Raw genomic sequence first — 15,488 nt, forward strand, 5'->3', positions numbered from 1 at the left:
AGACTATCGCACAGATAAAACACCAAAATTTTGTAGAGATTGGAGCCGGAACACCCCTATGGGAAAAGTAGTTGGAATTGACTTAGGTACGACAAACTCCTGCGTCGCAGTTATGGAAGGCGGCAAACCCACCGTCATAGCCAACGCCGAAGGGGGTCGCACCACACCTTCTGTAGTAGCATACGCTAAAAATGGCGATCAACTTGTCGGACAAATCGCCAAGCGTCAAGCCGTGATGAACGCCGAAAACACCTTTTACTCAGTAAAACGGTTTATCGGGCGTCGGGTTGATGAAGTAGCCCATGAAACCACTGAAGTTTCCTACAAAGTCCTCAAAGTTGGCAACAGCCTTAAACTAGACTGTCCCGCCCGCGGCAAGCAATTTGCACCAGAAGAAATTTCTGCACAAGTTCTCCGCAAACTCGTAGAAGACGCCAGCAAATACCTCGGCGAAACTGTCACCCAAGCGGTAATTACTGTTCCCGCTTACTTCAACGACTCCCAGCGCCAAGCTACGAAAGACGCGGGAAAAATTGCCGGTATAGAAGTGCTGCGGATTATTAACGAACCTACAGCTGCAGCTTTAGCTTACGGGTTAGATAAAAAGAGCAACGAAACCATCCTCGTATTTGACTTAGGTGGCGGTACTTTCGACGTATCTATTCTCGAAGTAGGCGACGGCGTATTTGAAGTGCTAGCAACTTCTGGAGACACTCACCTCGGCGGTGACGACTTCGACAAAAAAATCGTCGATTACATTGCTAACGAATTCCAAAGAGCCGAAGGCATTGACCTTCGCAAAGACAAACAAGCACTGCAACGCCTGACGGAAGCAGCAGAAAAAGCCAAGATTGAGCTTTCGAGCGTTACCCAAGCAGAAATCAACCTGCCGTTTATTACCGCGACTCAAGACGGACCAAAACACTTGGACACGACTTTGACGCGGGGCAAGTTTGAAGAACTCTGTTCAGATTTGATCGATCGCTCTCGCATCCCCGTAGAAAATGCGATCCGCGACGCCAAATTAGACAAATCTGCAATTAATGAAGTCGTCTTAGTTGGTGGTTCTACGCGCATTCCTGCGGTGCAAGAACTGGTCAAAAAACTCCTTGGCAAAGACCCCAACCAAACGGTAAACCCGGACGAAGTGGTCGCAGTGGGTGCAGCAATTCAAGCAGGCGTACTCTCCGGCGAAGTCAAAGACATCCTGTTGCTCGACGTTACTCCGCTGTCTCTCGGTGTCGAAACCTTGGGTGGCGTGATGACCAAAATCATTCCCCGCAACACTACTATTCCTACCAAGAAGTCGGAAACTTTCTCGACTGCTGTAGACGGCCAAACAAACGTGGAAATTCACGTTTTGCAAGGCGAACGGGAAATGGCGAATGATAACAAGGATTTGGGAACCTTCCGCTTAGATGGAGTTCCTCCAGCCCCCCGTGGCGTACCTCAAATTGAAGTTACTTTCGATATCGATGCTAACGGTATTTTGAATGTAGCTGCCAAAGATAAAGGTACTGGCAAGGAGCAATCGATTAGCATTACTGGTGCTTCTACTTTGCCCAGCAATGAAGTCGAGCGCATGGTGAAGGAAGCCGAATCGAATGCTTCTGCTGACAAAGAGCGTCGCGAAAGGATCGATCGCAAAAACCAAGGCGATTCTTTAGCCTATCAAATTGAGAAGCAGTTGGCAGAATTGGGTGATAAAGTTCCCGCTGCTGACAAGACTAAGGTTGAAGGCTTGATCAAAGACTTGCGCGATGCGATAGCTACTGAAGATGACGATCGCATCAAAACCCTAACAACCGAGTTGCAGCAAGCATTCTACGCTGTCAGCAGCAACCTGTACCAGCAAGCAGGCGGCCCAACTGATGGCCCTGGCGGCCCTGGTGGCCCTGGTGGCTATGGAGACGGCGGCCCCACTGGCGGTGGCGACGACGTGATTGACGCCGACTTCACAGAAGGCAACAAATAAAAGGCTAAATTAAAAGCCCCCAGCTAGAAGCAAGAAACCCGGTTTTGAACAGAAACCGGGTTTCTGTTCATTCAAAAACAAACCAAAGCCGATCGGCTAAAATTACTAAAAATCTTGCTTGAGGCATATAGACAAAACTAGAATATGCTTCAATAAATATCATAAACTAGCATTAATATCGCACTTGAGAGTAATTAAATGTCACGTTCTCCTCTACAAAATTCTTCCCCAAATACTCCCAACCAATCTCATGTTGCATCCTTGCGCCGAATCCGCCGGATCAGCCATTTACTAGACAATGCAATTCCGATTCCCGGCACAAAATACCGCATTGGACTCGATCCAATATTAGGACTGATACCGGGAGGCGGCGATTTAATCAGTTCAATTTTTGCAGGCTATGTTGTCTTCAAATCCGCTCAAATGGGAGTGCCGCGAGAGACTTTAGTACAAATGGCTGCTAACATCGTGTTTGATACATTTGCCGGTACTGTACCCGTTGCCGGAGACTTGTTGGATGTTACTTGGAAAGCTAATGTCAAAAATATAGAATTGCTGGACGCTCATTTAGGTTCCCCTGAACCTGGGAAAAAAGCCGACTGGCTATTTGTGGCGGGGCTGCTTTTGGGTTTGATGTTAATTGTCGGAGGCGTGATTTTCTTGAGCGTGATGCTTTTTGGCTGGCTATTTCAAGTAATTACAGGGCGTTAATCTTTGGTGTGATGCTGAAGATAAATCACTCTCTTTATGTCATCTTAATAGCATCTAATCGGGGAAAGTATTCCTTAAAAACCATCTTTGAGGATGATTAATAGCAGGGAAAAAAATCTGGCTTTAACTACCCGTATAGGCTGCGTTGCTTTTTTTATCCCTCAACAAAGAGCGAAAATCTCACATATTCGTACATTACAAACAGGGCGAGTAAAAACAAACCCAACACTTTTTTTGCTGCAATAATTGAGAAAAATAATATCAGTTTCAGCTACCAAAAAACAGCGGGTGCGCTCAATCTTCAATAAATACTAAAATGTGTCAGCGTTTTAAAATTTAACCAACCCATACCAAGAAAAGTTCTGAGCCTCTTACCAAGAAGAGATATGTGGCAGAAATCGGATCTGTTGAGCAAAGTTTATTAAAGCACTTATAAGACATCAAAGACCAGACAGCATCTCACTTTTGACACAACTGAGATGCTGTCTGGTCTTTGACCAAAATTGAGGTGAATCCCCACTCTTTTTATATCTCAAATGGATTTTATAATAAAAAGTAAAGCGATCGCCCTTTGTTGAAATAAAAAATATACCTTAAGATGATTGACAAGTATTATTTAATATGATATCAGCTCTAAAATTTCTTTTAAACTCGGTATTGACCGGATAGCCCTTGAGTCCGATATAGTGATATAATCCAGACTATAATATCAAATTGATATAAATGCTTGAATTATCAGCCCTTGGGCTGCTACAGTTGCAACCCCTGCACGGCTATCGGCTAAAGCAACAACTGGAGCTGTTTATGAGCAGTTGCATCAGCGTCAACTACGGAGCGATTTACCCGCTGCTGAAGCGCTTGGAAGAGCGGGGGGAGATTTCGGTAATAGCCGAAGAAGCCGGAGATGCGGGCTGTCCGCGCAAAATCTACGGAATTACCGCCAAAGGGCGCGAACTGTGGCGGCAAAAAATGCTCGAACACCCTCAAGAAAGCTGGGTTAACAGTGGTTCCCGGTTCCGAATTAAGTTTTTCTTTTTTGGTAACTTAGAACCGGAAGAACGGCTGAAGCTATTGGAACACCGCTTGCGAGCCTGTTACACCCGGCAAGACTACATCGAAAGCCTCAAGAGCGAATATCCACTAACCGACGGCTATCAATTCGCCTCTCGCGATCGCTGCAAGTCAGTGCTGGCGTCAGAGATAGAGTGGTTAACCGAGCAACTAGCCAAGGAAAAAAGCGCGATCGCCGGAGTGCGTGACTCCCTCACCTCCGCTGAATCCGCCGACTCCAAGGAAAAATCCTTCCAACTCACCCACTCAGGTAATCCATAAGAAGGAGGTCTAATCTTCCCTGGAGATCTTAACTTTTGAGAGATAACAAAAAGCTTTCCTAAAAATAATCACCCCCTGGCTTGACTAACTGCGATCGGACTAAAGCCCTGCACATACCCCAACCCCATTAAAAAGGGACTTTCCAGATTCCATCCTGTTTAAAAGCGCTTGTCCTTATTCCCCCTCTGTTTGAGGGGGCACCGGAGGAATCAAAGATTCCGCCAAAGTCTCAGTAAGTCAGAAGTTAAAAAAATCTAAGTGGTGCTGCCCATGAGTTATTCTAAATCCCCAGAATCGGTCGTTGAAGCCCAAGAGCAAAAATCTGCCACACCGGAACTCCACCCAACCAATGCAGACAGCGATCGAGCGCAGGATTTGGCCCCCCTTGCCGATCGCCCCGAACCTGTTGCTAAACCGGAACTGCACCCAACCGATGGAGACAGCGATCGACCGGATGATTTTCCGCCTATTGTCGATTGCCCCGAACGTGTTGCTAAACCACGATCGCGCTGGCCCCTAATTGCCGCGATCGCGATCGCCACAGGCGCAGCAGGTTTCGGCTGGTACTCGTGGCAATCGGGTCATAATCGCGCACAGCAACCGGCAGCAGCAGCCCAACCCCCAGGCATACCAGTCAAGCTCGCAGCCGTACAAACCAGCTCAGTCCAAGATTCCTCGGAATTTGTCAGCAGCTTAGAAGCCAAGCGTTCGGTAGAAATCAAACCCGAAGTAGAAGGGCTAGTCACGGAGATTTTTGTCAAATCCGGGGACTTCATAAACAAAGGGCAAGCCATCGCCCGCATGAAAAGCGAGAGCGCCCAAGCAGACTTGAGGCAATCCCAAGCCAACCTGATCCGCGCTCAATCCCATTTAGCCGAATTGCAAGCAGGAGCCAGGCCCGAAGAAATCGCCCAAGCTCAAGCCCAAGTCGCCCAAGCCCAAGCCAACCTCGCCCAACTGCGATCGGGCTCTCGGCCAGAAGAAATTGGTCAAGCCCAAGCCCGCGTTTCCCAAGCTGAAGCCGACCTCGCCGACGCCCAAACAGGTAGCCTCTTAGAAGACATTGCCCAAGCAAGAGCGCAAATAGAAGCAAGCACAGCCGAAGCAAAGTTAGCCACCCAGCAGCTTGCCAGATATCAGGCATTGGCAAAAGAAGGCGCAGAATCCGCCAACACCCTCGAACAATACACCCAAAAAGAAGGCACAGCCAAAGCCAATCTCCGAGAAGCTCAGAGGCGGTTTGAGCAGCGGCAAAAGAACAGACAAGCCGAGATCGAGCGCCGGACAGCGGCCTTGCAACAGCAGCGGCAAGCTTTGCGGCAATTGCAAAACGGTTCGCGCCCAGAGGAAATAGCCAAAGCCGAAGCAGAAGTCGCACAAGCCAAGAGCAGATTGGCGCAGTTAGCCAACGGTACTCGCCAAGAACAGATCGATCAAGCTGAAGCGCAAGTTGCCGAGGCCGCCGCTCAAGTGCGCGGCTTTGAAGTACAACTGCAAGAAGCTGCGGTCATCGCGCCCTTCGCGGGAGTCATCGGCGACATACCAGTGAAAGTAGGTGATTACTTGCAAAAAGGTGATGCGATCGCCACCCTGACAGAGAACCAATTGCTAGACTTGCGGTTATCAATTCCTTTGGAACGGATGCCTCAATTACGCTTAGGGCTGCCAGTACAAATGCTCGACGCTCAAGGTAAGGCGATCGCCCAAGGTCAAATCAGCTTTATCTCCCCCAACGTCAGCGCCAATTCCCAAACAATTTTAGCTAAAGCCACCTTTCCCAACCCCAGCGGCGAACTGCTTAATCTCCAGTTTGTAAAAGCTAAAGTCATCTGGAAACAGAATCCCGGCATTTTAGTTCCAGTAACAGCAGTCACTCGCTTAGGTGGGCAAACTTTTGTCTTCACAGCTCAAAAGCCGGAACAGCCAAAACCTGGAATGCCACCTTTAGTAGCGCGACAAAAGTCCGTGAAATTGGGAACCATTGAAGGTAATAATTATCAAGTTATCGAAGGTTTGCAAGCCGGGGAAAAAATTGTTACCGCAGGCATCCTTAACCTGACAGACGGTATTCCGATTATGGCTCAAGAGGAAGGAAAAGGCTCAGGAGAAAAATTACCAGTAGAAAGCAAAAAATAAGGTATGTTGTTGCGCTTGAGCGCTCTTAAGATGGGAATTAAGAGCGCTCAAGCGCAACTCTCTACCTTACGTGAAACTAATTGATTGCTCCGCTATAAAAAAGGGGGCTATTTTAATTTTTGACCGAAGTGCCTGCAATTAGGAATTAGCAATTATCAACTAACAACTACCCATTACCCAAATAATGTTTGCAGATTTCTTTATTAAACGACCTGTCTTTGCTAGCGTCTGCGCCTTAATTATTATTTTGGTAGGCGCAATCAGCATTCCCACATTGCCGATCGAGCGCTTCCCCGACATCAGCCCTACCCAAATTAACGTCACAGCTAACTATAGCGGGGCGAGTGCTGAAATTGTCGAAAATGCCGTTACCAACATCCTAGAAAGGCAAATAAACGGTGTTGAAGGACTAAAATATCTAACTTCCAGTAGTAGTAACGATGGCACTAGCACTATTACAGCTACCTTTGATTCCTCGCGCAACAAAGACATTGCCGGCGTCGATGTTCAAAATCGAGTTGCAGTTGCTCAACCCCAGCTACCAGATGCCGTACAACGCACAGGAGTTACAGTTACAAAACAATCTACAAGTCTCCTATTAGCGATCGGTTTATTTACAGAAAATAAAGAATACGACACCATATTTTTAAGCAACTACGCTGACCTATATTTAGCAGATGCTTTAAAGCGGGTAAAAGGTGTTGGCGACGTGCGAATTTTTGGGGAAAGACGCTATGCAATGCGTTTATGGATAGATCCCAATAAATTAGCGGCTCGCCGTCTCACAATGCAAGATGTAACGAGCGCTCTTAACGAACAAAACTTGCAAGTTGGTGCTGGGAGAGTTGGTCAAGAACCTGCTCCGCAGGGACAAATGTATCAAATTGACTTGCGTGCTGAAAGTCGCCTCAAAGAACCAGCAGAATTTGAAGAAATCGTCCTCAAAACAGAGACAAATGGAACGTTAGTTAAATTAAAAGATGTGGGTAGAGCAGAACTAGGGGCAGAGAATTACAGCTCATTTCTGCGATTTCGAGGCAATGATGCAGTAGGTTTAGGGATTTACCAACTGCCTGGAAGTAATGCTTTGAATGTTGCCCATGCCGTCAAAAAAGAAATGGAAAAACTAGCTGTTGCTTTCCCTCCGGGGTTGATACATAGAGTAGCGCTGGACACGACTTTGTTTGTAGAAGAGTCGATGGCAGAAGTAGTCAAGACATTATTTGAATCAGTCTTGCTAGTGGTGATAGTAATTTTTGTTTTCTTGCAAGACTGGCGCACAACTCTTATTCCTATCATCACAATTCCCATTTCTTTGATTGGGACGTTTGCTTTTATCAAAGTTTTCGGATTTACGATTAACAGTTTATCTCTGTTTGGTCTGACATTAGCGACGGGATTAGTGGTTGATGACGCTATCATTGTAGTAGAAAATATTGACCGCATGATCCGCCAAGGGATGAATGCCCGCCAAGCGGCTTTTGAGTCAATGCGGGAGCTTTTTAGCGCTGTAATTGCGACTTCTTTAGTGTTGATGGCAGTGTTCGTACCCGTGGCATTTTTCCCCGGAACTACAGGAGCGCTTTATAAACAGTTTGCGCTGACAATTGCTTTTTCCGTTCTGCTTTCTACCTTTATTGCTATTACTCTCACGCCCTCACTTTCAGCTATATTACTGCGTCGAGGGCCGAAGTTTGGGGGACCGCTAGGTTGGGTTTTTGACCGTTTTAATGGAATTCTCGATTGGGTACAGCGACAATATCGAAAATCCTTAATATTTCTCACAGGAATTAAGACTATTGTCACCCTCGTGTTCATCGCTTCTCTGGGAGTCACAGCTTGGCTTTATTTATCAGTGCCCACAGCATTTATCCCGGAAGAAGACCAGGGCTATTTTATGACAATTATTCAAGGGCCCCAAGGTGTTTCGCTGCAATACACTCAGAAAGTAATGGATCAAGTAGAACAAGAAATCCTCAAACTTCCTGAAGTTGTCGGGACTTTTTCAGTGGGTGGATTTGGTTTTAGCGGTAGCACTTCTAATCAAGGGATTATATTTACTACACTGAAACCCTGGGAAGAACGTCACGGAGAAGATCAAACTGTACAAGCGATTATTGGTAAGTTGCGGGGTCAGTTTTTCTCGATTCCCGAAGCTAGAATTTTCCCTGTGAATCCGCCGGCTATTCAAGGTTTAGGTCAATTTGGGGGTTTCCAATTTCAATTGCAAGACCGCAAAGGTAACAGCGGTTTAGATGGCTTAGTCCAGACTATGGGCGGGATTTTGAAGCAGGCAAATCAGACACCGGGACTGCAAGCGGTATTTAGTACGTTTGCGGCGAATACACCTCAGTTAATTGTGGAGGTTGACCGCAATCGAGCTAAGGCTCTAGATATTCCGATTAATGATGTTTTCAGTACGTTACAAACGGCTCTGGGTGCTCAGTATGTGAATGATTTTAACCTCCAGCAGCGCAATTATCGGGTTTATGTTCAGGCGGATAAACAGTTTCGCGATAACCCTGAAGATATTGGGAAATTGTATGTGCGTTCTGGAAAGAATGAAATGATTTCTTTGAGCAATTTGGTGAAGATTACTCCGGTGGTGGGGGCACAAACTGTTAACCACTACAATTTGTATAGGTCAATTGAAATTACTGGCTCTCCGGCTCCGGGAGCGAGTTCTGGACAGGCGCTAAAATCGATGGAAAAGGTGTCGGCTCAAGTTTTGCCTTCGGGTTTTGGCTACGAATGGTCGGGGAGTTCTTTAGAAGAAATTGAGTCGGGGGGTCAAGCACCGATTATTTTCGGTTTGGGGCTGATTTTTGTGTTTTTGGTGTTGGCGGCTCAGTACGAAAATTATGTCGATCCTTTCATTATTTTGCTATCGGTGCCTCTGGCAATTTTGGGTGCACTTTTAGCTCAGTCGTTGCGGGGTTTGGCGAATGATGTTTATTGCCAGATTGGTTTGGTGATGTTGATTGGATTGGCTAGTAAAAATGCGATTTTAATTGTGGAGTTTGCGAACCAGTTACGGGAGCAGGGATATTCAATTGCTAAGGCCGCAGTTGAGGCTTCTCAAGAGCGTTTACGACCGATTTTGATGACTTCTCTGGCTTTCGTGTTGGGTATTGCTCCTCTGGTTAACCCAGAAGGTGCGGGTGCAGCTAGCCGGCGATCGCTAGGGAATGCGATCGCGGGGGGGATGGTTGTTTCTACTGTCTTGAGTTTGTTTATAGTGCCGGTTCTGTATGTGGTGGTTGTCTCGGCTCGCGATCGCTTTAAGAAGCGCGATCGACTAGACAATCTTCCCGAGGATGGCACAATTTTGAATGGGAAAACGACTCCCCACGAGGAGATTGAACGCGATAAAGTATCGCCGTTGTAGTTGGTAAGTTGAAAAGGCGATCGTTTTGTGAGTCTCATTGGTGCGATCGCCCAAAACCCGCCAATCCCGCATCAAAACCCCCAAAGTCCCCAGATTAGTCCGGGGATCAATTCTTCAATCGAAAATCCAAAATCCAAAATCCAAAATCGATTGACGGCGGCCCCCATCTGCGGCTACGCTTTGAAGTGAGAGGTTGCTTGCTTGTAGAGGATGCAGCCCGCGTCGCCCAAAAATCTAGTTGCACTGCCCAAAGCTGCTCGTAACAGCAATGGACAGCTAACCGCCAAACTGGTATCAGCAGTCTGGAGGCTAACGGAGTATCTTAACATCCTCTGTAGCCGCCCTGCTATGCGTTGAAATGCGGGGCGGCTGGGTTTTTGGGTTTTTCTAGAAAACCCAAAACCAGGAGAACATATTATGTCACAGGAATTCGTGCCTGACGACAACAAATTCGATCGCCCAAATGACGACTCAGCAGCAGTATCGGAACAGGAAGTTGTGCTGTTAACGGTTGTCGGTTCGCCCAAGGGAGTCAGGGAAACCATACTGACTTTGTACCGACTAGGATTTGCCGAAGTCGGCGATTGGAGCCCCGTACAACGTGCAGCCAATCCGAAGCAAGTGATGAGCGTGCTGATCCGTCGGAAGCGATCGACTGATGATACACCGCCGAGAAAATCTGGACGGTAAGCTGCGCTGTCATTTTGATTGAAGCGAAGAATCTTCGTGGGGTGGGCGTCTCGCCCGCCCTAAAAATACAATTACTTACTGGGCGTTGATATTGGATTTCAGGGTAGAAGTAAGAGACTTGCGATCGCGGGCAACAATTTACTGCAAGCTTCTACCAATGTCGCCGCACTAGGTAAACCAGCAATAGTCCCTTTCAAAATTTTCATTGCCGTTTTCCCCGCCTTTTGCATTGTACTTTCTTGGGGATTTTTCCCTACTTGTGCCAAAGTTTTTACCTGCTCCAATGCTTCAGCTTTATCATCATCAGATAAATCAGTTTCAGCCTCAATCGCTGTTTGTAACTGGGTCAATAATTCTTTTATTCCCGGTTCATCTGGTTTAGCAGAATCAGATAATTGATTAATTGTATTGGCAACAGTACCGCTGATATCACCTAAACTTAAAGCTCCTGCACCGCTAGCGTTAACGGTTCCGCCTGTAATTTCTATTTTGCGACTTTGGTCACTCATAACTTTATTCTCTGATGTAGATTTAACTTCATTATTATTAATAATAACATTAACAGGTCGCGTCGCCAACAATTTGAGAAGTTCATTTAACTCCAAACTTTTTTGACGGTAAAAGTCTATATCTCTATCTTTAGCTTGCAGTTCAGATTTGTGCTTGGCTTCTAAATTTTTGATAATTTGCTCATATGCCTGGATGATTCGAGTAAGACTTTCGTCATTTTGCATGGTTTGGGTAAGACTTTATGCTTACTTATCCTCCTGAATAATATTAATCGACAGCGGTTGTTTAGCTAACATCTCTGTTAGTTCTCTCATTTCAGCTATTTGCTGGCGATATAAAGCGATTTCCTCATCTTTATATTTTAATTCTGCCTTGTATTTTTGGGCGATCGCCCTTAGTGACTCCACATCCTCTGATTCGGCGATCGACTCCTCTTCCTGACTGGAATGAGCATCGGTTTCAAGCTCTGTTACACTTTTAGAAACTGCTTCGGAAATAGCTATCTCTTGACGGTACATGGCAATCTCGCAATCTTTTGCTCGCAATTCAGCTTGATATTTATCTTCAATAGCCTTTAACAGCAGTTCGTAGTTTTGCTTTAACTCGTGATAAATTATAGCTTGCTTATCCTCGGTCAAAGCATTGACAAAGATGGCAATTACTCCCTTTTCGGAATTTTCTATACTCTGGATTGACAATTCTGTATTTTCATTTGCAATCGCAGCTTGCAATTGCAGCAGTAATTCTTTAAATTCCGGTTTCTCTGAATCTACTGATACGCTCATAGCTTTGATTTCCGCTGTTACCAGAGTTTGATTAAAATTATAGCATTACTCACTTTGTCAGGAAGGGCGATCCTCTTCGAGGGCTGCGCTAACGGCTGAATCAGGCAACTCTTCGATCGTGTTGGCTGTTGTACCGCCATTATCTCCTAAACTTAATGAGCCGGCACCGGTAGCGCTAATCGTTCCTCCTGAAATTTCAACTTTGCGACTTTGGTCGATGTTGTCGCTTCCGATTTTATTCTCGGCTGTAGCTTTAACTTCTATGGTAACAGGTTTAGCAGCCAGTTGATTAACGACTCCTTCCAGAAAAGTTATATGCTTCTCTTTATCTTCCAATCGTGCCACCATTAGTTCATAAATTTGTGTGAAATTTTGATGAATCTGCTCCTTATTAGTATCAGGTGGTACGCTAACTTTGACAACAATGACTCCATCGCCTTTATTTTCAATACTCTGAATAGTAAGTTCCATTCCTTCATTTTCCACTTGCACTTTTTTGAAGGCAGCAACAAAAGCTTTCCAGTCAATACCGTTACGAAAAATTAGATCGATGGTGTTCAAAACCTCCTCAAACAGTTTGGTAAATTCTCTCGGTGCAAATTCGCCACTGCTGGGGCGGCGTTCGCGATCGTCCGTTCCCGGTTTGGGATATTCTAGAAGATAAACAAACCGACAGTCAGCGCGATCGAGCTTTGTATTAGCGTCTATGTTCCAAGCTTCCAAACAAGCACCTGTAAAATAAGCTTCTGTAAAATCGGTTGCTAAGGCTTGAGTTTCAGTCAGGTTTGCGAATTCCAAATTAGCTTGATGCAAAGTTGCTTCGCTGAGGTTAGCCTGCTTGAGATTAGCATAGTTGAGATCAACGCCTGTCAGGTTTGCTCCTTGGAGATTCGCACCGAAATATGATTTTTTGTAGCCATTGCCAGTGATGAGTAATTCTCGGACGCGGGCATCAGCTAATATCGAATTACCGACTCGCGCGCGATCGAGTTTTTCTGTTTTGTGGAAGCAAGTGCGAGTGAGATTGGCGGTTCTAAAATCTGTACTTTTGAGAGTTGCCTCAGTGAAATTGGCATCAGTTAGATCGGCATTCCGAAAGCTAGTGCCACCTGTAGCGGCAAAGGCAATAGCAATGCTGCGAATCAATGCCTGTTTCTCATCCCCAGCCAGGGCACACCAAGCAACGTAAATACCTAGTCCTGCCACTGCCGCTGCCGCTACTACTGCCCCTGCCGCTGCCACTGCCCCTGCCGCTGCCACTGCCCCTGTCGCTGCCACTGCCGCTGCCACTGCCACTGCCCCTGCCACTGCGACTGCCACTGCCACTGCCCCTGTCCCTGCCACTGCCACTGCCACTGCCACTGCCACTGCCCCTGCCGCTGCGACTGCCCCTGCCGCTGCCGCTGCCGCTGCGACTGCGACTGCCGCTGCCGCTGCCACTGCTGCTGTCCATATACCTTGGCGGATAGTTACTATAAAGAAGATTGCTAAAACTATCAACACAACCACACCCGGAATAATCGTGTACTGTTTGAGGCTATCTGAAGTGAAAAACACTGCTACCCACAAACTAGCAAAACCTAAAATCAATCCCGACATTACCGATAGAAATAGCGAGACAGTTACTAGAAAAATTGTCCAGCGGCGTTGCAGTCCAGCTTTGGCACGGGTGAAGTCAGCGTCTCTGAGGATCGCATTGGTGAAGTTTACGCCTCGGATGTCTGCACCGATAAATTTTGCACCTGTGAGGTTTTGACCTTTGAAATTGTGGCCTCGGAGATTTTTACCGGAGAAGTCTTTGGGCATGATTTCACGCAGGGATATAATATTATGTCCGGTCAATTAATGAGGACTACAGTGCGAGCTTCTAGCTCGCGAGCCTTACCCTCTTACTACAAAATCATTATTAGCGATTACCGAAACATAATATGATAACTATTTAATAAAAACTCAAACAAGTCCAAATATCATCTTGGGTAAGATAGGAAAAATCATCTAGAATTTCTTCCTAACTCATCCCAGAAGCGAAATATTCCCACACGTCATCAACGGTAATTCTCCTGCCTCGAATACAAGGTTTCCCCCCTCGCTTACCCGGTTCGATCGTAATAATATTAGCGATGTCTTGTTCTGACATGGCACTTTCCCTTTAGCTTATTTTCTCAATTCTAGGCTAACAAAGGGATAGAGCGCTCCTAACGTTTGGTAGCTTCCAGCATTTTATTAGTTCCTTTAATTTCCTAATTCACTTTAAATCAATGCCCGCACAGCCAGCACTACCCTCAAGTCCCATCAGGGGCGTGCCCGGAGTCATTTTGGGTATCTTTTCACCGATCGCCCTCCATCGTGCAATAATAATATGACTTGCATGAAAGCTCTATTAGTAGGTAAATCTTGCCTACCTTACCGCTACATATAGCGTCTCAACTGTCAACCCGTGCAAGTTCCCAATTAAACCGGCTGTTGCACTACACAAATTTTTCCTAATGGCTGAAGTCCCCCTAAATCCCGCAGAACTTGCAGAAGCCCTCAACGGCTTTACCGATATCAATTTCCAATTGCCAGACCCCGAAGACGAACAAATACCAGACTTTGATTTTGACAATCAGGTTGACAATGCCTGGAAAGTGTGCGATCGCTTCGACTTGCAAACCGACATTTGGCGGGGACGCATTCTCCGAACAGTCCGAGACAGAGAAAAAAAAGGCGGCGAAGGACGCGGTACAGGCTTTTTGAACTGGCTCAAAGAAAGAGAAATTGGCAAAAGTCAAGCCTATTCTTTGATAGAATTAGCTAATAGTGCCGATACTCTGATCCAGCAAGGAGATTTAGACCCAAATTCCATTAGAAACTTCAGCAAAAGAGCCTTTGTAGAAACCGCCAAAGCATCTCCCGAAGTCCAGCAAATGGTAACAGATGCCGCAGCAAGTGGCGATCGCATCACCCGCCGCGAAGTCAAACAACTCTCCGACGAATGGATGGCAATGAACTCAGATTTATTGCCAGAAGAAGTCAAAGAAAAAGCATCTACGGGTTCTCTACCTTCCCGCTACCTCGCTCCTTTAGTCAAAGAAATGGAGAAACTCTCCCCATCTCACCAAAGCGAAATTCAAAAAGAAGTAGCAGAAAATCCCGACGTAGATACTGTCAAACAGCTAACATCCGACGCCAAGAACTTATCCAAATATCTCGACGCCGCCGCCCAAGTGCAAGCTCTCAATCAGTCTCACTTAGACATGGAAATGGCCTTAGAAGAATCTTTGCGAGTAGGCTGTTTGGGAACCACCGCCGACGTTGTAAAACAAGCCGCACAGCTAGAACAAACAGTAGTCAAACTCTACACGATTTGGAAGCGTTTAGGCAGTTTAGCCGATAGATTGTACGTGGATACAGGAGCAAGCACACCCAATTTGCGGTTGCTTTTGGGATGCTTGGACACTCTTTCGGGAGAAAAGATTGAAGTGGATTTTGGAGACGGAGAACGCTCTATTCGCTTGCAAATTTTCAGCGAATAACTCAACCTTGCCCGCAGATAAACGCCAATCTCCAGGCTCATTATCGGCGTCGATTCCTGTTCATCTGCGGTTAAAATTTCTGATTTTTTTCCAAAGATATCGGGGATGCAAATAACGCCGATATTTGGTAACTACTTCTTTTCCCAACAGCACTACGCTAATCCAAAAACAAACCTCGGCCCCAACAGCCAGAACGACAGATAAAGTAGTTTTTTGGGTAATGTCCAGCGGCAGGAACGGCACAACAAAAAAGACTGCCAACCACGGTAGAAAAGATACGATAAATAAAAATAAACCGAGCTTCTGCATAGATTCACATAATACAGCTTTGATATGCCCTTGATCTCTTAGTGTGCTGAAAGTAAACTTCGTTTGTATAGTAGCGAGTTCAATCACCGAGTGACTACAAAATCACATCTGGCACCATTCTCAAGAACAGACCCGAA

At 46.1% G+C, this 15,488-nt stretch carries 13 protein-coding genes and 1 pseudogene; 8 read left to right on the forward strand and 6 right to left on the reverse strand.

Features of this window, described 5'->3' with window-relative positions; translation table 11 throughout:
• Positions 1-58: 58 nt before the first annotated feature.
• From dnaK to QUA25_RS02710, 6 genes are all read left to right on the forward strand, one after another.
• Positions 59-1,975: a molecular chaperone DnaK gene (gene dnaK, locus QUA25_RS02685; protein ID WP_333035353.1), complete on the forward strand. Its 1,917-nt coding sequence runs from the start codon at positions 59-61 to the stop codon at positions 1,973-1,975.
• A gap of 198 nt (positions 1,976-2,173) precedes the next feature.
• Positions 2,174-2,686 carry a DUF4112 domain-containing protein gene (locus QUA25_RS02690; protein ID WP_333035355.1) on the forward strand — a complete coding sequence of 171 codons (513 nt, stop codon included), beginning with the start codon at positions 2,174-2,176 and terminating at the stop codon, positions 2,684-2,686.
• A gap of 723 nt (positions 2,687-3,409) precedes the next feature.
• Positions 3,410-4,018, forward strand: a complete 609-nt coding sequence (locus QUA25_RS02695; protein ID WP_333035357.1) for a PadR family transcriptional regulator — start codon at positions 3,410-3,412, stop codon at positions 4,016-4,018.
• A gap of 270 nt (positions 4,019-4,288) precedes the next feature.
• Positions 4,289-6,154: an efflux RND transporter periplasmic adaptor subunit gene (locus QUA25_RS02700; protein ID WP_333035359.1), complete on the forward strand. Its 1,866-nt coding sequence runs from the start codon at positions 4,289-4,291 to the stop codon at positions 6,152-6,154.
• A 184-nt stretch (positions 6,155-6,338) separates the two neighbouring features.
• Complete coding sequence (locus QUA25_RS02705) at positions 6,339-9,542, forward strand: efflux RND transporter permease subunit (RefSeq protein WP_333035361.1); 3,204 nt, start codon at positions 6,339-6,341, stop codon at positions 9,540-9,542.
• A gap of 27 nt (positions 9,543-9,569) precedes the next feature.
• Positions 9,570-9,731: a hypothetical protein gene (locus QUA25_RS02710; protein WP_333035363.1), complete on the forward strand. Its 162-nt coding sequence runs from the start codon at positions 9,570-9,572 to the stop codon at positions 9,729-9,731.
• Here QUA25_RS02710 and QUA25_RS02715 read toward each other — a convergent pair.
• A complete protein-coding gene (locus QUA25_RS02715; RefSeq protein WP_333035364.1) occupies positions 9,716-9,871 on the reverse strand; it encodes a hypothetical protein in 156 nt (51 codons plus the stop codon). The two genes, QUA25_RS02710 and QUA25_RS02715, sit on opposite strands and share 16 nt — an antisense overlap.
• 88 nt (positions 9,872-9,959) lie before the next feature.
• Here QUA25_RS02715 and QUA25_RS02720 point away from each other — a divergent pair, with 88 nt between their 5' ends.
• The gene (locus tag QUA25_RS02720; protein ID WP_333035366.1) at positions 9,960-10,232 is read left to right on the forward strand and encodes a hypothetical protein; all 273 of its coding nucleotides are present in this window, start codon (positions 9,960-9,962) and stop codon (positions 10,230-10,232) included.
• A 98-nt stretch (positions 10,233-10,330) separates the two neighbouring features.
• Here the strand turns inward: QUA25_RS02720 and QUA25_RS02725 are convergent, their stop codons facing one another.
• From QUA25_RS02725 to QUA25_RS02740, 4 genes and pseudogenes are all read right to left on the reverse strand, one after another.
• Positions 10,331-10,966: a hypothetical protein gene (locus QUA25_RS02725; RefSeq protein WP_333035367.1), complete on the reverse strand. Its 636-nt coding sequence runs from the start codon at positions 10,964-10,966 to the stop codon at positions 10,331-10,333.
• Between the two features lie 21 nt (positions 10,967-10,987).
• Positions 10,988-11,527, reverse strand: coding sequence for a hypothetical protein (locus QUA25_RS02730; RefSeq protein WP_333035368.1), 540 nt, complete (start codon positions 11,525-11,527; stop codon positions 10,988-10,990).
• Between the two features lie 57 nt (positions 11,528-11,584).
• Complete coding sequence (locus QUA25_RS02735; protein WP_333035369.1) at positions 11,585-13,333, reverse strand: pentapeptide repeat-containing protein; 1,749 nt, start codon at positions 13,331-13,333, stop codon at positions 11,585-11,587.
• A 133-nt stretch (positions 13,334-13,466) separates the two neighbouring features.
• A pseudogene (locus QUA25_RS02740) lies at positions 13,467-13,664 on the reverse strand (DUF433 domain-containing protein).
• Positions 13,665-14,013: 349 nt separating this feature from the next.
• Here QUA25_RS02740 and QUA25_RS02745 point away from each other — a divergent pair.
• Positions 14,014-15,042 carry a hypothetical protein gene (locus QUA25_RS02745; protein WP_333035370.1) on the forward strand — a complete coding sequence of 343 codons (1,029 nt, stop codon included), beginning with the start codon at positions 14,014-14,016 and terminating at the stop codon, positions 15,040-15,042.
• 60 nt (positions 15,043-15,102) lie between these two features.
• Here QUA25_RS02745 and QUA25_RS02750 read toward each other — a convergent pair whose 3' ends face one another.
• On the reverse strand, positions 15,103-15,438 hold the full coding sequence (locus QUA25_RS02750; RefSeq protein ID WP_333035371.1) for a transporter suffix domain-containing protein: 336 nt from the start codon (positions 15,436-15,438) through the stop codon (positions 15,103-15,105).
• Positions 15,439-15,488 lie beyond the last annotated feature (50 nt).

This window comes from Microcoleus sp. Pol17C6 (genome assembly GCF_036701145.1).
Taxonomy (GTDB): Bacteria; Cyanobacteriota; Cyanobacteriia; order Cyanobacteriales; family Microcoleaceae; genus Microcoleus.

Bases quoted from the DNA above. Each gene is read 5' to 3' on its own strand.
- dnaK (WP_333035353.1), top strand. From the start codon at position 59: ATGGGAAAAGTAGTTGGAATTGACTTAGGTACGACAAACTCCTGCGTC.
- QUA25_RS02690 (WP_333035355.1), top strand. From the start codon at position 2,174: ATGTCACGTTCTCCTCTACAAAATTCTTCCCCAAATACTCCCAACCAA.
- QUA25_RS02705 (WP_333035361.1), top strand. From the start codon at position 6,339: ATGTTTGCAGATTTCTTTATTAAACGACCTGTCTTTGCTAGCGTCTGC.
- QUA25_RS02735 (WP_333035369.1), bottom strand. From the start codon at position 13,333: ATGCCCAAAGACTTCTCCGGTAAAAATCTCCGAGGCCACAATTTCAAA.
- QUA25_RS02720 (WP_333035366.1), top strand. From the start codon at position 9,960: ATGTCACAGGAATTCGTGCCTGACGACAACAAATTCGATCGCCCAAAT.
- QUA25_RS02715 (WP_333035364.1), bottom strand. From the start codon at position 9,871: ATGTTAAGATACTCCGTTAGCCTCCAGACTGCTGATACCAGTTTGGCG.
- QUA25_RS02730 (WP_333035368.1), bottom strand. From the start codon at position 11,527: ATGAGCGTATCAGTAGATTCAGAGAAACCGGAATTTAAAGAATTACTG.
- QUA25_RS02725 (WP_333035367.1), bottom strand. From the start codon at position 10,966: ATGCAAAATGACGAAAGTCTTACTCGAATCATCCAGGCATATGAGCAA.
- QUA25_RS02745 (WP_333035370.1), top strand. From the start codon at position 14,014: ATGGCTGAAGTCCCCCTAAATCCCGCAGAACTTGCAGAAGCCCTCAAC.
- QUA25_RS02695 (WP_333035357.1), top strand. From the start codon at position 3,410: ATGCTTGAATTATCAGCCCTTGGGCTGCTACAGTTGCAACCCCTGCAC.
- QUA25_RS02700 (WP_333035359.1), top strand. From the start codon at position 4,289: ATGAGTTATTCTAAATCCCCAGAATCGGTCGTTGAAGCCCAAGAGCAA.